This window comes from Hyphomicrobium sp. NDB2Meth4, from assembly GCF_900117445.1.
Taxonomy (GTDB): domain Bacteria; phylum Pseudomonadota; class Alphaproteobacteria; order Rhizobiales; family Hyphomicrobiaceae; genus Hyphomicrobium_A.
In genome coordinates this window covers 573515-589177 of record NZ_FPEJ01000013.1, presented here as the reverse complement: position 1 = coordinate 589177, position 15663 = coordinate 573515, and the positions used below count along the sequence as shown (strand labels likewise).

At 62.7% G+C, this 15663-nt stretch carries 27 protein-coding genes; 1 reads left to right on the top strand and 26 read right to left on the bottom strand.

All coding sequences use genetic code 11. The features are described 5' to 3' along the window. Positions 1-148 precede the first annotated feature (148 nt). Positions 149-1150 carry a helix-turn-helix transcriptional regulator gene (locus tag NDB2M4_RS17775; RefSeq protein WP_072377459.1) on the bottom strand — a complete coding sequence of 334 codons (1002 nt, stop codon included), beginning with the start codon at positions 1148-1150 and terminating at the stop codon, positions 149-151. Positions 1151-1309: 159 nt separating this feature from the next. On the opposite strand from NDB2M4_RS17775, the gene NDB2M4_RS17770 reads away from it, so the two are divergent. Further along, positions 1310-1762 carry a cupin domain-containing protein gene (locus NDB2M4_RS17770; RefSeq protein ID WP_072377457.1) on the top strand — a complete coding sequence of 151 codons (453 nt, stop codon included), beginning with the start codon at positions 1310-1312 and terminating at the stop codon, positions 1760-1762. 120 nt (positions 1763-1882) lie between these two features. On the opposite strand, the gene rplQ is transcribed toward NDB2M4_RS17770, so the two are convergent. From rplQ to rplD, 25 genes are all read right to left on the bottom strand, one after another. Continuing rightward, positions 1883-2311 (bottom strand): 50S ribosomal protein L17, encoded by a 429-nt coding sequence (gene rplQ, locus NDB2M4_RS17765; RefSeq protein WP_072377455.1) that lies wholly within the window; start codon positions 2309-2311, stop codon positions 1883-1885. Between the two features lie 121 nt (positions 2312-2432). Next, the gene (locus NDB2M4_RS17760) at positions 2433-3455 is read right to left on the bottom strand and encodes a DNA-directed RNA polymerase subunit alpha (RefSeq protein ID WP_072378289.1); all 1023 of its coding nucleotides are present in this window, start codon (positions 3453-3455) and stop codon (positions 2433-2435) included. Between the two features lie 125 nt (positions 3456-3580). Then, the gene (gene rpsK / locus NDB2M4_RS17755; RefSeq protein WP_072377453.1) at positions 3581-3988 is read right to left on the bottom strand and encodes a 30S ribosomal protein S11; all 408 of its coding nucleotides are present in this window, start codon (positions 3986-3988) and stop codon (positions 3581-3583) included. 94 nt (positions 3989-4082) lie between these two features. Beyond that, positions 4083-4454, bottom strand: coding sequence for a 30S ribosomal protein S13 (gene rpsM, locus NDB2M4_RS17750; RefSeq protein WP_072377451.1), 372 nt, complete (start codon positions 4452-4454; stop codon positions 4083-4085). 210 nt (positions 4455-4664) lie between these two features. Beyond that, complete coding sequence (locus tag NDB2M4_RS17745; protein WP_072377449.1) at positions 4665-5258, bottom strand: adenylate kinase; 594 nt, start codon at positions 5256-5258, stop codon at positions 4665-4667. Then, entirely contained in the window at positions 5255-6610 is a 1356-nt protein-coding gene (gene secY, locus NDB2M4_RS17740; protein WP_072377447.1) for a preprotein translocase subunit SecY, read from the bottom strand. Before secY ends, NDB2M4_RS17745 begins: the two co-directional genes overlap by 4 nt. A 150-nt stretch (positions 6611-6760) precedes the next feature. Continuing rightward, positions 6761-7315: a 50S ribosomal protein L15 gene (gene rplO / locus NDB2M4_RS17735; protein ID WP_072377445.1), complete on the bottom strand. Its 555-nt coding sequence runs from the start codon at positions 7313-7315 to the stop codon at positions 6761-6763. A gap of 15 nt (positions 7316-7330) precedes the next feature. Next, entirely contained in the window at positions 7331-7537 is a 207-nt protein-coding gene (gene rpmD, locus NDB2M4_RS17730; protein ID WP_072377443.1) for a 50S ribosomal protein L30, read from the bottom strand. Between the two features lie 35 nt (positions 7538-7572). After that, positions 7573-8151, bottom strand: coding sequence for a 30S ribosomal protein S5 (gene rpsE, locus NDB2M4_RS17725; RefSeq protein ID WP_072377442.1), 579 nt, complete (start codon positions 8149-8151; stop codon positions 7573-7575). Between the two features lie 17 nt (positions 8152-8168). Continuing rightward, positions 8169-8531: a 50S ribosomal protein L18 gene (gene rplR, locus NDB2M4_RS17720; protein WP_072377440.1), complete on the bottom strand. Its 363-nt coding sequence runs from the start codon at positions 8529-8531 to the stop codon at positions 8169-8171. Between the two features lie 12 nt (positions 8532-8543). Beyond that, a complete protein-coding gene (rplF, locus tag NDB2M4_RS17715; RefSeq protein WP_072377438.1) occupies positions 8544-9086 on the bottom strand; it encodes a 50S ribosomal protein L6 in 543 nt (180 codons plus the stop codon). Between the two features lie 47 nt (positions 9087-9133). Further along, positions 9134-9532 (bottom strand): 30S ribosomal protein S8, encoded by a 399-nt coding sequence (gene rpsH, locus NDB2M4_RS17710; protein WP_072377436.1) that lies wholly within the window; start codon positions 9530-9532, stop codon positions 9134-9136. 16 nt (positions 9533-9548) lie between these two features. Continuing rightward, positions 9549-9854: a 30S ribosomal protein S14 gene (rpsN, locus tag NDB2M4_RS17705; protein WP_072377434.1), complete on the bottom strand. Its 306-nt coding sequence runs from the start codon at positions 9852-9854 to the stop codon at positions 9549-9551. A 40-nt stretch (positions 9855-9894) separates the two neighbouring features. After that, complete coding sequence (gene rplE, locus NDB2M4_RS17700) at positions 9895-10572, bottom strand: 50S ribosomal protein L5 (RefSeq protein WP_072377432.1); 678 nt, start codon at positions 10570-10572, stop codon at positions 9895-9897. Positions 10573-10575: 3 nt separating this feature from the next. Further along, complete coding sequence (rplX, locus tag NDB2M4_RS17695; protein ID WP_072377430.1) at positions 10576-10902, bottom strand: 50S ribosomal protein L24; 327 nt, start codon at positions 10900-10902, stop codon at positions 10576-10578. Further along, the gene (gene rplN / locus NDB2M4_RS17690; protein ID WP_072377428.1) at positions 10902-11270 is read right to left on the bottom strand and encodes a 50S ribosomal protein L14; all 369 of its coding nucleotides are present in this window, start codon (positions 11268-11270) and stop codon (positions 10902-10904) included. Before rplN ends, rplX begins: the two co-directional genes overlap by 1 nt. A 70-nt stretch (positions 11271-11340) precedes the next feature. Next, the gene (gene rpsQ / locus NDB2M4_RS17685; protein WP_072377426.1) at positions 11341-11577 is read right to left on the bottom strand and encodes a 30S ribosomal protein S17; all 237 of its coding nucleotides are present in this window, start codon (positions 11575-11577) and stop codon (positions 11341-11343) included. Positions 11578-11582: 5 nt separating this feature from the next. Then, the gene (gene rpmC, locus NDB2M4_RS17680) at positions 11583-11795 is read right to left on the bottom strand and encodes a 50S ribosomal protein L29 (protein ID WP_072377424.1); all 213 of its coding nucleotides are present in this window, start codon (positions 11793-11795) and stop codon (positions 11583-11585) included. Positions 11796-11819: 24 nt separating this feature from the next. After that, positions 11820-12230 carry a 50S ribosomal protein L16 gene (gene rplP / locus NDB2M4_RS17675; protein ID WP_072377422.1) on the bottom strand — a complete coding sequence of 137 codons (411 nt, stop codon included), beginning with the start codon at positions 12228-12230 and terminating at the stop codon, positions 11820-11822. A gap of 35 nt (positions 12231-12265) precedes the next feature. Next, on the bottom strand, positions 12266-13078 hold the full coding sequence (rpsC, locus tag NDB2M4_RS17670; RefSeq protein ID WP_072377420.1) for a 30S ribosomal protein S3: 813 nt from the start codon (positions 13076-13078) through the stop codon (positions 12266-12268). Then, complete coding sequence (gene rplV, locus NDB2M4_RS17665) at positions 13078-13536, bottom strand: 50S ribosomal protein L22 (RefSeq protein ID WP_072377418.1); 459 nt, start codon at positions 13534-13536, stop codon at positions 13078-13080. Before rplV ends, rpsC begins: the two co-directional genes overlap by 1 nt. 18 nt (positions 13537-13554) lie before the next feature. After that, the gene (gene rpsS, locus NDB2M4_RS17660; RefSeq protein WP_072377416.1) at positions 13555-13836 is read right to left on the bottom strand and encodes a 30S ribosomal protein S19; all 282 of its coding nucleotides are present in this window, start codon (positions 13834-13836) and stop codon (positions 13555-13557) included. A 24-nt stretch (positions 13837-13860) separates the two neighbouring features. Beyond that, complete coding sequence (gene rplB, locus NDB2M4_RS17655; protein WP_072377414.1) at positions 13861-14688, bottom strand: 50S ribosomal protein L2; 828 nt, start codon at positions 14686-14688, stop codon at positions 13861-13863. A 24-nt stretch (positions 14689-14712) separates the two neighbouring features. Continuing rightward, entirely contained in the window at positions 14713-15006 is a 294-nt protein-coding gene (locus NDB2M4_RS17650; protein WP_072377412.1) for a 50S ribosomal protein L23, read from the bottom strand. Continuing rightward, entirely contained in the window at positions 15006-15662 is a 657-nt protein-coding gene (gene rplD, locus NDB2M4_RS17645) for a 50S ribosomal protein L4 (protein ID WP_072377410.1), read from the bottom strand. Before rplD ends, NDB2M4_RS17650 begins: the two co-directional genes overlap by 1 nt. Position 15663: the final 1 nt, after the last annotated feature.

Genomic DNA, 15663 nt, shown 5'->3' with positions numbered 1-15663 from the left:
CAATTCCTAGCTGAAGCCAACGTCGTCCGCGCCGCCCCTTATCCGGCTGGCGCCCGCCACCAATAATGGCCCCTTAAGGCCGCCGGAACTGTAATTGTGGGAACAGCGCTAATCCGTACGGGATGGGTTGCCATTATGGCGACATGGATCAGGTGAGCGACTGCCGGTAGGCACTCGGTGGCATGCCGGTCCATCGGCGGAACGCGCGGGTGAAGTGCGCTGCGTCGGAGTAGCCGAGTTCCAGGGCAATCTCAGTGATGGCGGCGCCATGATCGCCAAGGCGCACAATCGCCCTACGGCACAGCGACTGCTCGACGATTTGCCCGAACGAGGTGCCGTTGCGCTCGAGCAGCCTTTGCAGCGACCGGCGGCTCAGACCCATCTTGGCGGAGACCCAGTCGACGCGCGGGTAATCCTCGTGCAGGGCGAGATCGACGACAGCGCCGATGGTGGCGAGCGCATCTCGCTCGCGAGGTAGCTCTGCCTCGGGTGCGCCCTCGCCTTCAATATGGCCGGCAGGACTGCGCGGGCAATCCAACAAACCGGCGCTAAAGCTCACGGCGGTGACTGCGTGGCCGTGCGAGACATTGCAACGGAAAACATCTTCCAGCGGGGCGCGTCTTTCGGCTTTCGCCAGAGCTGTGAAAACGGTGTTCGGATGCCAGCTGGCACCGGCGTAAGACCGGATGACATCAATCATGTAGCTGATGCCCAAGAGCTCGTTGTGATGCCGGCCCTCACATTCGGGCTCGACGAACTCGATGGACCACAGGGCTGATTCATCCGTTTGCGTGAAGCGCAGCACAGTTGCGGTCTGAAGCATGACGCCGATGCCGGCGTGAGCGCGCCTGATGGCCTCACGCAAGGTCGGGCCGGCACACGCCCAGGCGCCGAAGCGGCTCAACTCGCGCGAGCGCACGACCTGACCCAGGCGGGCGCCGAAGAAGTCGTCGCCGGTTTCGCGGGCGGCGCGCTCAAGCAGGCGGAACTGCTCTCGCAGCGGAACGACCAGATCGCGGTGCTCAAGTAGCGCAAAAGGCAGATCAACGTCATTGAGGACGCGCGTGATCGAGCCGCCCTGCCTATCCATGAACTCGGCGATCGGTCCCAGTGCGCTGGCGCGGGTAACGCCGGATATACGGGGTGCCATGCGATAGACCCACAGCGGCCGCGATGAACGTGGCACAAAATGGCAAGCGGAAGGTCCGGCAACAATTCACGTTGGCGTCAGCGGGAGAGCAGCCCTGAGGCCACTTGGGAGGCCCCGTGGGGCGGATGCGCCGGCAAGCCAACGCAGAAAGGCACCGAAATGACGATCACCCTTCCCTTCGATACGCGCAATGTGAGATGGCATACCCTCGAAGGGTTCCCGCACATCGCCTATCACATTTGCGCCGTGGACGAGACGAAACGCATCGTCGACATCCTGTTCAAGTTCGACGCGCACGCGAAGATCACGACGCACCGGCACAAATGCGACTACGTCACGGTCATCCTGCAAGGCGAGCTGCGCATCTATCGTGCGAACGGCGAATTGAAAGAGGTGCGGCCGGTGGGGAGCTATGTTTCGACGCCGGGCGACGGCGAGCCGCATACCGAAGGGGGCGGCGATCAAGACGTCATCGCGTTCTTCAGCAACCGGAACGTCGACAACCTCGTCTACGAGATCCTCGACGACAATCTCAATGTCATCGCCACACTGGGCATGGCCGAGTTCAAGGCATTGCTCGAAGCGCAGGATGCACAGGCTTCGGCCGCGTGAGACCTGCGCCGGCCAGGAGCAGCGTCGCCCAAGCAAAGAAAAAGCCGGCGCGATTGGCGCCGGCTTTGATCGTGTGATGATCGCAGTTCTCGCATCCCAGCAGGATGCGGCGTTGCGAGATCAGCCTTCAGACTGGGCAGCGGCCAGAGCAGCCTCGTGGCGCTCCTTGTCTTCCTTGCCCTTGATCGTGGTGTCGCGGTCAACCAGCTCAATGACGGCGCGCGGGGCGCTGTCACCGTAGCGGAAGCCAGCCTTCAGAACGCGCGTGTAGCCGCCGGCGCGATTCTTGTAACGCGGGGCCAGCACGTCGAAGAGCTTCTTGACCATCTCCTCGTCGCGCATGCGCGAAGCGGCCAGACGGCGCGAGTTGAGGTCGCCGCGCTTGGCAAGCGTGATGTACTTCTCAACGACGCGCTTCAGGTCTTTCGCCTTCGGCAGCGTGGTGACGATCTGCTCGTGCTTGATGAGAGCGGCCGCCATGTTGGAGAACATGGCCTGGCGGTGGCCAACGTCGCGGCTGAAACGCCGCCCGAGCTTTTTGTGGCGCATCGTGTCTTTCCCTTACGTTGTGCAATGGGGGGTTCTTCGGCCCCTCCTTGATTGCCTTGGTCGTCAATAATGAGCGTGGCGGCAGTTGATCTCGTCCGAGATTCTGCCGCCTACGCCCGGCTTAGTACTGATCCTCGAAGCGCTTGGCCAGCTCTTCGATGTTGTCCGGCGGCCAGTTCGGCACTTCCATGCCGAGGTGCAGCCCCATGGAGGCGAGAACCTCCTTGATCTCGTTGAGCGACTTGCGGCCGAAGTTCGGCGTGCGCAGCATCTCGGCCTCGGTCTTCTGAATGAGGTCGCCGATGTAGACGATGTTGTCGTTCTTCAAGCAGTTGGCTGAGCGGACGGAAAGCTCGAGCTCGTCGACCTTCTTGAGCAGCGCGGCGTTGAACGCCAGCTCGGGATGACGCGTCTCCTCGACGGCCTTCTTCGGCTCTTCGAAGTTGATGAAGACGGCGAGCTGGTCCTGCAGGATGCGGGCGGCAAGCGCGATCGCGTCCTCCGGCTTCACCGAGCCATCCGTCTCAACGGTCATGGTCAGCTTGTCATAGTCGAGGATCTGGCCCTCGCGGGTGTTCTCGACCTTGTAAGAGACCTTCTTGACCGGCGTGTAGAGGCTGTCGACCGGGATGAGGCCGATGGGGGCGTCTTCCGGGCGGTTGCGATCGGCAGGCACGTAGCCCTTGCCCATGTCGGCCGTGAACTCCATGCGGATGGAGGCGCCCTGGTCGAGGGTGCAGATCACGTGCTCGGGGTTGAGGATCTCGACGTCGGGGCCGGCCTCGATGTCCTTGGCGCGGACGGGACCGCCGCCTTCCTTCTTGAGGACCATGCGCTTCACGCCTTCGGAGTGAATGCGCAGCGCGATTTCCTTGATGTTGAGGACGATGTTGGTGACATCCTCACGCACGGATGGGATCGAGGAGAACTCGTGCAGCACGCCGTCGATCTGGACGGTCTTGATGGCGGCGCCCTGAAGCGACGACAGCAGCACGCGGCGGAGCGCGTTACCGAGCGTCATGCCGAAGCCACGTTCTAGCGGCTCGGCGACGACCGTCGCGACACGATTGCGATCACGGCCCGACGCAACATCGAGCTTGTTCGGCTTGATAAGGTCCTGCCAGTTCTTCTGTAGAACGTTCACCACGGGGTGCCTCGCTACCTGGGTGCCTGCGCCGGGGGTGGCAGGCAAATTGAATTCAGCTTGCGGCAGCGCACGCTTCAGAGCGGCGCACGGCGGGACGGAATCCTCGTCCCGCCGGAATAGTGTTAGACGCGACGACGCTTGCGCGGGCGGCAACCGTTGTGCGGAATCGGCGTCACGTCGCGGATCGAGGTGATCTGGAAGCCAACCGACTGGAGGGCGCGAAGCGCCGACTCACGGCCGGAGCCAGGACCGCAAACCTCGACCTCGAGAATCTTCATGCCGTGCTCCTGAGCCTTGCGGCCGGCATCTTCGGCGGCGACCTGGGCAGCATACGGCGTCGACTTGCGCGAGCCCTTGAAGCCCTTGGTGCCCGACGAAGACCAGGCAATCGTGTTGCCCTGAGCGTCGGTGATGGTGATCATGGTGTTGTTGAACGACGCGTTGACGTGCGCGACGCCCGACGTGATGTTCTTCTTTTCGCGGCGACGCACCTTGGCGCGTCCTCCAGCAGCGGTTGTATCTTTGGCCATCCGTCGTCTCTCCAGAGGCCGCCGCGCGGCCCGTCATGCGAATTTCGTCAAAACCGAATAGGGACAGCCGAGGAGGCCGCCCCTGATGAACCGATTAGGCTTTCTTCTTGCCAGCGATCGGCTTGGCCGGACCCTTGCGGGTGCGCGCGTTGGTGTGCGTGCGCTGGCCGTGAACGGGCAGACCCTTACGATGACGCAGGCCGCGGTAGCAGCCGAGGTCCATAAGGCGCTTGATATTGGTGATGACTTCGCGGCGCAGGTCGCCTTCGACGAGATAATCGCGATCGATCGTCTCGCGAATCTGCAGCACTTCGGCGTCCGTCAGTTCGTTGACACGCCGCTCGGCAGGAATGCCGACCTTGGTGCAGATGTCGGTGGCGAACTTCGGACCAATGCCATGAATATACTGCAGCGCGATCACTACGCGCTTCTGCGTCGGAATGTTGACGCCTGCGATACGGGCCACACGTTTCTCCTGAGGTATCGATTGCCGCCGGCTTGAGGCTCGCCGCCCCCGACGCGGCAATCCCGCTGCTTTTAGTGGTTAGAGTTCATGCGCCAAAAACGCACCTCTCCAGCCCGACTGTTTCCAGTTCGGGCGGCTGCGAGCGTGCGTTAAGAACGCGGTGTTGTACCGAAGCACTACGTCTCCGTCAATTGGCCGATAATGGTTTTTTTAGGGTGCGACGACGCTGTTCAGAACGTCGTCCAGTTGAGCTGCGACTTCCGGGATCGGAGCCATGCCATCGACACAGCTCAGTTTTCCCTTGGCGAAATAGTAACCAATCAGCGGCGCGGTCTCGCGATAGTACGCCATCAGCCGCTTCTTCAGGGCTTCGGCGTTATCATCGCTGCGCGGCACGCCGCCGGCGGCAATCGTCTCACGCGCCCGATTCTCGATCCGGGCGGCGAGTGCGTTGTCATCGACCTTCAGCTCGACGACGGCATCGAGCTTCTTGCCTTGGAAGCCAAGCAGCTCGTCGAGCGCGGCGGCCTGCTTCAGTGTGCGCGGGAAGCCGTCGAGAATGAAGCCGTTAACGCAGTCGGGCTCCTTGATCCGCTCGGCGATGATCTTGATCACCACTTCGTCGGGCACAAGGCCGCCAGCCTCCATGATGGCGCTGGCTTCAAGGCCCACGGGCGTACCGGCTTTGACCGCCGCCCGGAGCATATCGCCCGTTGAGAGCTGAACCAGCCCCCGCCGCTTCGCTAGATTCTCGGCTTGCGTTCCTTTGCCGGCTCCTGGTGGACCCAGCAGGATCAAGTTCATCTCCGCCCTCGCCCCGTCGCGCCTCTTAGCTTGGCCTTCTTGATAAGGCCTTCGTACTGGTGCGCGAGCAGATGGCTCTGCACCTGTGCCACGGTATCCATCGTCACGCTCACCGCGATGAGCAGCGAGGTACCGCCAAAGTAGAACGGCACACCCGCATAGGAAATGAGTATTTCGGGCAATACGCAGACCGCGGCGAGGTAGAGGGCGCCAACGACGGTAATGCGCGTCAAGACGTAGTCGATGTATTCGGCCGTCTTCTCACCAGGGCGGATGCCAGGCAGGAAGCCGCCGTACTTGCGCAGGTTGTCTGCGGTCTCCTTAGGATTGAAGACGACGGCGGTGTAGAAGAAGGCGAAGAAGATGATCAGCGCCACATAGAGAAGAATGTGGAGCGGCTGACCGGTGCCGAGCGCGGCCGTAAGCTCGTTCAGCCAGCTCGGGCCCTGGCCCGCGGTGAACTGGGCCGCAGTGATCGGCAACAACAGCAGCGAGGAAGCGAAGATCGGCGGAATGACGCCAGCGGAGTTCAGCTTCAGCGGAAGATGCGAGGAATCGCCTTGGAACATGCGATTTCCGACCTGTCGCTTGGGATACTGGATCAGAAGCCGGCGCTGAGCGCGCTCCATGTAGACGATGGCGGCGACGACGGCCAGCATCAGCGCAAGGAGACCGAGCAGCAGTCCGACCGACAGCGACCCGGTGCGGGCCAGCTCGAAGAGACCGACGAGTGCCGTCGGCAATCCGGCGACGATGCCGGCGAAGATGATCAGCGAGATGCCGTTGCCAACGCCGCGCTGCGTGATCTGCTCGCCGAGCCACATCAGGAACAACGTACCGCCCACCAGCGTGATGACGGTGGTGATGCGGAAGAACCAGCCGGGCTCGATAACGACGGGGCCCGCGGCGCTGCTCGATCCCTCGAGACCGATGGCGATGCCGTAGGCCTGGAAGGCGGCCAGCACCACGGTGAGATAGCGCGTATACTGGTTGATCTGCTTGCGACCCTGCTCGCCTTCCTTTTTCAAGGCTTCGAGCTTGGGCGACATCGAGCTCATGAGCTGCATGATGATCGATGCCGAGATGTACGGCATGATGTTGAGGGCGAAGATCGCCATACGCTCGACGGCGCCACCCGCGAACATGTTGAACATGCCGAGAATGCCGCCGGCGTTCGCGTGGAAGGTCTGCGCGAATGCCGTCGGATTGATGCCGGGCAGCGGAATGAATGTTCCGAAGCGGTAGACGATGAGCGCGCCGAGCGTGAAATAGATGCGGCGCTTAAGATCCTCGGCCTTGGCGAAAGCGCCAAAGTTGAGATTGGCGGCTAGCTGCTCGGCAGCGGATACCATTGTTCGTTCTCCCGACCTTCGCGCCCCTGGCAGTGGGCCGCCCTGTGGTTTTCCCCTCGCCTAAGATGGGAGCACGCCCCAGGTGCGACAACGCCGCCTGATATACTAGCGTCGGCGGCGAGCGCTGCCGACGCCTATCTGCGCCAAGGTTTATTCCTCGCCGGCTCCGGCAGGCTTCTTGGCGCTCGAAGCGCTCTTCTTGGCCGCCGTCTTTTTGCGCTTCGCCTCGTCCGCGGGAAGCACCTTCTTTTCGATCAGCGTGATCGTGCCGCCGGCCTTCTCGATCGCCGCGCGGGCGGTCGCCGAGACATGATCGACGGTCAGAGCGACCTTCGCCGTGATCTCGCCGTCGCCGAGCAGGCGCAGGCCATCCTTGGCGCGGCGAAGAATGCCAGCCTCGATCAGGGCCTCGAGGTTCACCGGCTTGCCTGCGTCAAGACGCTTGTCAGCGATCGCCTGCTGCAGCGTGCCGACGTTGATCTCGTTGTAGTCCTTGCGGCGCCACTTGTTGAAGCCACGCTTCGGCAAGCGACGATGCAAAGGCATCTGGCCGCCTTCGAAGCCTCCGATGGCAACGCCGGTGCGAGCCGTCTGGCCCTTGCCACCCCGGCCACCCGTCTTGCCGACGCCGGAACCAATGCCGCGGCCGACGCGCAGGCGTTCCTTGCGCGAGCCGTGCTTGTCCTTGATCTCATTGAGCCGCATCGGACCCTAGCTCCTTCAGGATTTCTTGCCCGCCGGCGCATCTTCGATGATGCGCACGAGATGCGGAACCTTGTTGATCATGCCGCGGATTGCCGGAGTGTCCTCCAGCTCGCGCCGACGATGCAGCTTGTCGAGGCCGAGGCCGCGCAGCGTCTGCGTCTGGATTTCCGGGCGACGGTTGGCGCTAGCGATCTGCTCGACGGTGATGGTCTTCTTAGCCATGGCTCTCGTTCCTTGCGTATGCCGCGCGTGAAGCTTTACGCCTCGGCGGCGGCCTCGCCAGCAGCCGATCCGTCACGGCGGCGCGAGACGATCTCGCTCACCTTCTTGTTGCGACGGGCGGCAACGGCACGCGGGTTCTCCTGATGCTTCAGGGCATCAAAAGTTGCACGCACCACGTTGTAGGGGTTGGTCGAGCCGAGCGACTTGGCGACGACGTCGTGCACGCCAAGCATCTCGAACACAGCGCGCATAGCGCCACCGGCGATGATACCGGTACCAGCCGGGGCCGAGCGAACCACGACCTTACCAGAGCCGTGACGGCCCTCGCTGTCGTGATGCAGCGTGCGAGCATCGCGCAGCGGCACGCGCAGCAGCGAACGCTTGGCGGCCTCGGTGGCCTTGCGGATGGCTTCCGGCACCTCGCGGGCCTTGCCATGACCGAAGCCGACGCGACCCTTGAGGTCGCCCACGACCACAAGCGCGGCGAAGCCGAAACGCTTACCGCCCTTCACGACCTTGGCGACGCGGTTGATGTGAACGAGCTTCTCGGTGAACTCGCTATCGCGCTCTTCGCGATCGCGACCGCCGCGGTCTCTTCCTGGGGCACGTGCCACGATGCAATCCTCTTCGCTTAGAAGTTCAGGCCGCCTTCACGTGCGGCGTCGGCCAGCGCTTTCACGCGGCCATGATAGATGAAGCCGCCGCGATCAAAGACGACGTCCTTGACGCCGGCCTTGATGGCGCGCTCGGCAATGAGCTTACCAACGGCAGCCGCAGCCGCCTTGTCGGCGCCGGTCTTCAGCGACGACTTGAGATCCTTCTCAAGCGTCGATGCGGCGGCGAGCGTCTTGCCCTGGGCATCGTCGATGACCTGGACATAGATGTTCTTCGAGGAACGATGCACCGACAAGCGCGGGCGTCCCGTCGAGTTCGCCTTGAGCGTGCGACGGACGCGGGACTTGCGCCGATCAAAGAGTTTCGTGAGCGCGTTCATAGCCTGGCGTCCTTATTTCTTCTTGCCTTCCTTGCGGAAGATATATTCGCCCTGGTAGCGAATACCCTTGCCCTGGTAGGGCTCGGGCGGGCGAGAAGCGCGGATGTTGGCTGCCACCTGGCCGACGAGCTGGCGGTCGATGCCGGTCACCGTGATGATTTCCTGCTTGGCGCCGGAAACCTTCACTTCCACGCCTGAGGGGATCTGGTGGACGACATCGTGGCTGAAGCCGATGTTGAGCTGCAGCTGATCCTTGCCCTTCATCGCGGCGCGGAAACCGACGCCCTGGATTTCCAGGGTGCGCGAGTAACCGTTGGTGACGCCACCGATCAGATTGGAGATCATCGTGCGCGACATGCCCCACATGGAGCGTGCGAGCTTCGTCTCGTCGGTCGGGGTTACCTCGATGCCGGCGTCCGTCTTTTCGACCTTGATCTGGTCAGGAACCGTGAAGGCGAGCTCGCCCTTGGGTCCTTTGACCTTGACCTCTCGACCATTGACAGTCGCCGTCACATTGGACGGGACCGGGACTGGTTTTTTGCCGATACGTGACATTGTCGTTCCAAAGCCTTGAAGCGCGCCCGCTCACAGCGGGCCGCGGATTAGAAGATGCTGCAGAGAACCTCGCCACCGACGTTCTCTTCGCGCGCTTTCGAGTCCGACATCACGCCCTTGGGCGTGGAGAGGATCGCAACGCCGAGGCCGTTGGCGACAGTCGGGATGTCACGCACCGGCGAATAAACGCGGCGACCCGGCGTCGACACGCGCTGGATTTCGCGGATTGCGGGTTGGCCGTTGTAGTACTTCAGCTCGATCTCGAAGACCGGCAGAGCACCCTTCTGCTCAACGCGCGAGTAGCCGCGGATATAGCCTTCCTCTTCGAGCACGTCGAGGACGCGCGCGCGGATGTTGGAAGCCGGGGTCACGACTTTCGGGCGGCGACGCATCTGCGCATTGCGGATGCGTGTGAGCATATCGCCCAGAGGATCGTTGATCGACATTGTGCAGTCCTCCCGCTTACCAGCTCGACTTGACCATGCCGGGGATCAGACCCTGGCTCGCCAGGTCGCGCAGCTGGTTGCGGCACATCCTGAGCTTGCGGTAGTAGCCGCGCGCACGGCCGGTGAGCTCGCACCGGTTGCGGATGCGCGTGGGCGATGAGTTGCGCGGCATCTCGGCGAGCTTGATGCGCGCAGCGAAGCGCTCCTCAGCGGGACGCTTGAGGTCGTTCGCAATCGCCTTGAGGCGCTTGCGCTTCTCGGCCTTCTGGGCCGACAGGCGGCGGCGCCTGTTGTTCTTTTCTACCGAGCTCGTCTTAGCCATTTAATTCCTCCAAAGGCCTTTCGGGTCAGCCCGAGGTCCTCTAGCTGCGAAACGGGAAGTTGAAGCCGCGAAGGAGCTCGCGAGCCTCGTCGTCGGTGGTGGCCGACGTGCAAACGATGATGTCCATACCCCAGATCTGGTCAACCTTGTCGTAGTCGATCTCGGGGAACACGATGTGCTCTTTCAGACCGCAGGCATAGTTGCCACGGCCATCGAAGCTCTTCGGGTTCAGACCGCGGAAGTCCTTCACGCGCGGCAGCGCGATGGTGACCAAGCGATCAAGGAACTCGTACATGCGGTCGCCGCGCAGCGTCACCTTGGCGCCGATCGGCATGCCTTCGCGCAACTTGTAGGTTGCGATGGCCTTGCGCGACTTGGTCTGCACGGGACGCTGACCGGAAATCAGGGCGAGGTCGCCCGCTGCGCTCTCAACTTTCTTGCGGTCGTTGACAGCTTCGCCAACGCCCATGTTGAGAACGATCTTCTCGATCTTCGGCACCTGCATGACGTTCGCGTACTTGAACTTCTCCTGCAGGGCGTCGCGCACGACTTTCTCGTAGTGAGACTTCATGCGCGGCTTGTAGTCAGCAGGACGCGGCGCAGCAGGAGCGCGCGGCTCCTTGGAAGCTGCGGCCTTCTTGTCTGCCTTTGCGGCCTTGGCCGGCGCGCCACCCTTGGGGGCGCCTTGAGCCTTTGCCGGTTTGTCTTTCTCAGCCATGACTTAGTGTCTCTCCGGAATGACTTCGCCCGAACGCTTGGCGAAGCGAACCTTCTTGCCGTCGTCAAGGAGCTTGAAACCGACGCGGGTCGGCTTGCCGTCCTTGGGATCCTCGAGCGCCAGATTGGAAATGTGGATCGGCGCTTCCTTGGAAATGATGCCGCCTTCCTGCTGGGCAGTCTGGCGCTGGTGACGACGAACGACGTTGACGCCACGGACGACCGCGCGCTGCTCCTTGGGGAGCATCTCAACGACTTCGCCGTGCTTGCCCTTGTCGCGGCCGGCGATGACGATGACGTGATCGCCTTTTTTGATCTTCAACGAGGCCATTACAGCACCTCCGGCGCGAGCGATACGATCTTCATGTGGTTCTTGGAGCGCAGCTCGCGGGTGACCGGCCCGAAGATGCGGGTGCCGACCGGCTCGCCCTGTGCGTTGATCAGCACGGCGGCGTTACGGTCGAAGCGGATCAGCGATCCGTCCGGACGACGCACGCCCTTGGCAGTGCGCACGACGACGGCCTTCATCACCTGGCCCTTCTTAACGCGACCCTTCGGAATGGCTTCCTTGACCGAGACGACGATGATGTCGCCAACAGTCGCGTACTTGCGCTTCGAGCCGCCCAGCACTTTGATGCACTGAACGCGGCGCGCGCCCGAATTGTCAGCGACGTCGAGATTGGTCTCCATCTGGATCATCGCGGCTTCCCTTTCCAACTACCGCCCGCGGGCGGCGCTTCATCATCAAGCGGGCTCTCGCCCAAATTCATCAGCCAGCTTCGGTCAGAACGACCCAACGCTTGTTCTTCGAGATCGGCGCGCTCTCAACGATTTCGACGCGGTCGCCAACCTTGAAGGCGTTCGCTTCGTCATGAGCGTGATACTTTTTTGTGCGACGCACGGTCTTCTTGAACAGCGGGTGGGTGTAGCGGCGTTCGACCTCGACCACCACCGTCTTGTCGTTCTTGTCGGAGACGACCACGCCCTGCAGCACGCGTTTCGGCATCGTAATTACTCCTTGGCGCTCTTGGTGCCGCCGGCGCGCTTCTGGCGCGCGATGGTCAGCAAGCGGGCGATGTCACGGCGCACGGTGCGTACGCGCGAGGTGTTCTCAAGCTGGCCGGACGCCCGCTGAAAGCGCAGGTTGAACTGCTCCTTCTTGAGCTTCTGCAGCTGATCGTCGAGCTGATCGAGGGTCAAATCCCGAAACGCTTCCGCGCTCATCGCCTTAAATCCTTCGTCCTGTCTTTAGCCGATACGCGTCACGATACGCGTCTTGATCGGCAGCTTGGCAGCGCCAAGCACGAGAGCTTCACGTGCAATCTGGTCCGGCACGCCATCGAGTTCGAACATGATGCGGCCCGGCTTGACGCGCGCGCACCAGTATTCGATCGAGCCCTTGCCGGAGCCCATGCGAACTTCGGCCGGCTTCTTCGTCACCGGAACATCCGGGAAGATGCGGATCCAGACGCGGCCAGCACGCTTCATGTGACGCGTGATGGCGCGACGGGCAGCTTCGATCTGCCGGGCGGTGACGCGCTCGGGCTCAACGGCCTTGAGACCATGCGAGCCGAAGTTGAGCGCCGTGCCACCCTTGGCTTCACCGTGGATGCGACCCTTGAAGGTCTTACGGAATTTCGTCTTTTTGGGCTGCAGCATAACTGTCTGTCCTTGTCAGCGTACGAGACGCTGTCTCATGCCTTCTCTGCGCCTTCGCCACCGCTCGCGGCCTCAGCGGCCGGTGCGGAAGGAGGAGGTCCGCGACGGTCGCGGCGGTCACCACGATCTCCGCGGTCGCCACGATCTTCACGGCGCGGACGGCCACCACCGCCCGACTCCTGCAGCTCGGTGTTCTTCTTTTCCGAGGCCATGGGGTCGTGCTCCATGATCTCGCCTTTGAAGATCCAAACCTTGATACCGATGATGCCGTACGCAGTACGAGCAACGCCGTAACCGAAGTCGATGTCGGCGCGCAGCGTATGCAGTGGTACGCGGCCTTCGCGGTACCACTCGGTGCGGGCGATTTCAGCGCCACCAAGACGGCCGGCGACGTTGATACGAATGCCGAGTGCACCAAGACGCAGAGCCGACTGAACGGCGCGCTTCATGGCGCGGCGGAAGGCGACGCGGCGCTCGAGCTGCTGCGCGATCGTTTCGGCGACCAGCGTGGCATCGATTTCCGGCTTGCGGATCTCGACGATGTTGAGGTGCACTTCGCTATCGGTGAAGCGCGCAAGCTCGCTGCGCAGCTTCTCGATGTCGGCGCCCTTCTTGCCGATGAGAACGCCGGGGCGTGCGGTGTGAACGGTCACGCGGCACTTCTTGTGCGGACGCTCGATCACCACCTTGGCAATGCCGGCCTGCCGGCGCTGCTTCAGGATGTGCTCGCGCATGCGCATGTCTTCGTGCAGCAGGCGTCCGTACTCACCACGGCCAGCGAACCAACGGCTGTCCCAGGTGCGGTTGACGCCGACGCGCAAGCCGACCGGATTGACCTTCTGACCCATTATGCAGTCTCCTTGGCGGCCGAAGTCGCCTTGCCGCCCTTGGCGGACTTACCCTTAGATTTCTTCGCGCCCGCCTCGGCTTCCTCTTCCGCCTTCTGGCGAACGATGACGGTCAGCTGAGCGAACGGCTTCTCGATCGAGCTGGCGCGACCGCGGCCACGCGCTGCGAAGCGCTTCATGACCAAGTTCTTGCCGACGAAAGCCTCGGAGACGACCAGATCGTTGACGTCCAGCCCGTGATTGTTCTCAGCGTTGGCCACCGCGGACATGACGCACTTCTTGACGTCCTGCGCGATGCGCTTGCGCGAGAATTCGAGATCGGCCAGCGCAGTGTCGACCTTCTTGCCGCGGATAAGACCAGCAACCAGGTTCAGCTTGCGCGGAGAAACGCGCAAATTCCTGGCTACAGCCTGTGCCTCGGTTTCCGAGAGCCTGCGCTCGTGTTTCGGCTTGCCCATTTACGTTCGCCTCAGCTCTTATCTGCCCTTGGTGGCTTTCTTGTCGCCGCCGTGTCCGGGGAACGAACGCGTCGGGGCGAACTCGCCAAACTTGTGGCCGATCATGTCCTCGGTCACAGCGACCGGAACGTGCTTGTGTCCATTGTGAACGCCGAACGTCAGGCCGACAAAGTGCGGCAGGATCGTCGAACGGCGGCTCCAGATCTTGATGATCTCGTTGCGTCCAGACGAGCGCACCTTCTCAGCCTTCTTGAGAAGATAGCCGTCGACGAACGGGCCTTTCCAAATTGAACGTGACATAACGTGTCTCCTCGTCGCCGCCGGTTACTTCTTCTTCTTCGCCTGACGGCCGCGGATGATGTACTTGTCGGTCGCCTTGTTCTTGCGGGTCTTGTAACCCTTGGTCGGCTTGCCCCAGGGCGTGGCCCAGTGCTTACCGCCATTGGTACGACCGCCGTTCGGGTGATCGATCGGGTTCATGGTGATCGAGCGGACCGTCGGACGGCGACCCTTCCAGCGCGTGCGACCAGCCTTGCCGGTGACCTCGTTGGAGTGGTCGGGGTTCGACACGGCGCCGATCGTGGCCATGCACTCAGCGCGGACGCGACGCGTCTCGCCAGAGTTGAGCTTCAGAACGGCCCAGCCACTGTCGCGGCCGACGAGCTGGACGAAAGAACCAGCGGAACGGGCGATCTGGCCGCCGCGGCCGGGCTTCAGCTCGACGTTGTGAACGATGGTGCCGATCGGCATGGAGGCCAGCGGCATAGCGTTGCCGGGCTTCACGTCGACCTTCTCGCCGGCAACAACCTGATCGCCGACAGCGAGGCGCTGCGGGGCCAGGATGTAGGACAGCGTGCCGTCCTGATACTTGATCAGGGCGATGAAGGCCGTGCGGTTGGGATCGTACTCAATGCGCTCGACCTTGGCCGGCGTATCGAAGCGGCGGCGGCGGAAGTCGACGAGACGATAGGACTTCTTGTGTCCACCGCCGATGTGACGCGTGGTGATGCGCCCGTCGTTGTTGCGGCCACCCGACTTGGATTTGCCTTCGACCAACATCTTTACCGGCGCGCCCTTCCAGAGCTGCGAACGGTCGACCAGCACCAGATGGCGCAGGCCGGGAGAAGTTGGACGGAATGTCTTCAGTGCCATGGTCGTTTCCTCGGGTCCGTATCCTTAGAGGCCCGTTGCGATGTCGATGTGCTGGCCTTCGACAAGGGTCACGATCGCCTTTTTCGCGTCGCTCTGCAGCGCGCGGTGGCCCTTGAAAGTCTTCAGCTTGCCCTTGCGGACGAGCGTGTTGACAGCCTTCACCTTGACCTTGAACAGAGTCTCGATGGCCTCTTTGATCTCCTTCTTGGTCGCCTTGGGGGCGACGTTGAAGATCACCTGATTGGCTTCCGAGACGAGCGTCGACTTTTCGGTGATGACCGGAGAGACGATGACGTCGTAAGCGGTACGCTTCTTCATCAGTTGCTCTCCCCGGCGCCAGCGCCGTTGGTTGCGCCCGCGAAACGCTCTTCGAGCGCGGCGATGGCGGCCTTGGTCAACACCAGCTTGCGGCGGCGCAGGATGTCGTAAACGTTGATGCCCTGAACCGGAAGCACATCGATGTTCGGCAGGTTGCGGGCAGCACGCACGAATTCGGCCTGCAGCTCGGCGCCGTCGATGATGAGAACGTTGGTCCAGTCGAGCTTGGCGAACTGATCGCGAAGTGCGCTCGTCTTGCCGTCGTTCGATTCCGCCTTGTCCAGCACAACGACCTCACCGGCCTGGTGCTTCGCCGAGAGAGCGTGACGCAGCGCAAGCGCGCGCACCTTCTTCGGCAGCTCAATGGCGTGATCGCGCGGCTTGGGACCGAAGGCCTTGCCGCCACCACGCCACTGCGGGACCGACTTGTCGCCATGACGGGCGCCGCCGGTACCCTTCTGCTTGTACATCTTCTTGCCCGTGACGTTCACTTCGGAACGGTCCTGGGCGTGGTGCGTGCCGGCGCGCCGCTTGGCGAGCTGGTAGCGCACCATGCGCTGGATCAGGTCGGGCCGCGGCTTGAGGCCGAAAATGGCCTCCGAGAGCTCGACCGTGCCGGCCTTCGAAGCCGCCAGCGTGGTGACATCAGCTTTCATC

Coding starts and splice junctions, on each gene's coding strand:
- rplD (WP_072377410.1), bottom strand. CDS start 15,662: ATGAAAGCTGATGTCACCACGCTGGCGGCTTCGAAGGCCGGCACGGTC.
- rplP (WP_072377422.1), bottom strand. CDS start 12,230: ATGCTGCAGCCCAAAAAGACGAAATTCCGTAAGACCTTCAAGGGTCGC.
- NDB2M4_RS17775 (WP_072377459.1), bottom strand. CDS start 1,150: ATGGCACCCCGTATATCCGGCGTTACCCGCGCCAGCGCACTGGGACCG.
- rpsC (WP_072377420.1), bottom strand. CDS start 13,078: ATGGGTCAGAAGGTCAATCCGGTCGGCTTGCGCGTCGGCGTCAACCGC.
- rpsH (WP_072377436.1), bottom strand. CDS start 9,532: ATGTCGATCAACGATCCTCTGGGCGATATGCTCACACGCATCCGCAAT.
- NDB2M4_RS17650 (WP_072377412.1), bottom strand. CDS start 15,006: ATGAAGAAGCGTACCGCTTACGACGTCATCGTCTCTCCGGTCATCACC.
- rpsS (WP_072377416.1), bottom strand. CDS start 13,836: ATGTCACGTTCAATTTGGAAAGGCCCGTTCGTCGACGGCTATCTTCTC.
- rpmD (WP_072377443.1), bottom strand. CDS start 7,537: ATGGCTAAGAAGACCATCACCGTCGAGCAGATCGCTAGCGCCAACCGT.
- rplE (WP_072377432.1), bottom strand. CDS start 10,572: ATGGCTGAGAAAGACAAACCGGCAAAGGCTCAAGGCGCCCCCAAGGGT.
- NDB2M4_RS17770 (WP_072377457.1), top strand. CDS start 1,310: ATGACGATCACCCTTCCCTTCGATACGCGCAATGTGAGATGGCATACC.
- rpsQ (WP_072377426.1), bottom strand. CDS start 11,577: ATGCCGAAACGCGTGCTGCAGGGCGTGGTCGTCTCCGACAAGAACGAC.
- rplQ (WP_072377455.1), bottom strand. CDS start 2,311: ATGCGCCACAAAAAGCTCGGGCGGCGTTTCAGCCGCGACGTTGGCCAC.
- rpsN (WP_072377434.1), bottom strand. CDS start 9,854: ATGGCTAAGACGAGCTCGGTAGAAAAGAACAACAGGCGCCGCCGCCTG.
- secY (WP_072377447.1), bottom strand. CDS start 6,610: ATGGTATCCGCTGCCGAGCAGCTAGCCGCCAATCTCAACTTTGGCGCT.
- rplF (WP_072377438.1), bottom strand. CDS start 9,086: ATGTCACGTATCGGCAAAAAACCAGTCCCGGTCCCGTCCAATGTGACG.
- rplB (WP_072377414.1), bottom strand. CDS start 14,688: ATGGCACTGAAGACATTCCGTCCAACTTCTCCCGGCCTGCGCCATCTG.
- rplO (WP_072377445.1), bottom strand. CDS start 7,315: ATGCGGCTCAATGAGATCAAGGACAAGCACGGCTCGCGCAAGGAACGC.
- rpmC (WP_072377424.1), bottom strand. CDS start 11,795: ATGAGCGCGGAAGCGTTTCGGGATTTGACCCTCGATCAGCTCGACGAT.
- NDB2M4_RS17745 (WP_072377449.1), bottom strand. CDS start 5,258: ATGAACTTGATCCTGCTGGGTCCACCAGGAGCCGGCAAAGGAACGCAA.
- rplV (WP_072377418.1), bottom strand. CDS start 13,536: ATGGGCAAGCCGAAACACGAGCGCAGGCTCTCGGAAACCGAGGCACAG.
- rplX (WP_072377430.1), bottom strand. CDS start 10,902: ATGGCCTCGTTGAAGATCAAAAAAGGCGATCACGTCATCGTCATCGCC.
- rplR (WP_072377440.1), bottom strand. CDS start 8,531: ATGAACGCGCTCACGAAACTCTTTGATCGGCGCAAGTCCCGCGTCCGT.
- rplN (WP_072377428.1), bottom strand. CDS start 11,270: ATGATCCAGATGGAGACCAATCTCGACGTCGCTGACAATTCGGGCGCG.
- rpsK (WP_072377453.1), bottom strand. CDS start 3,988: ATGGCCAAAGATACAACCGCTGCTGGAGGACGCGCCAAGGTGCGTCGC.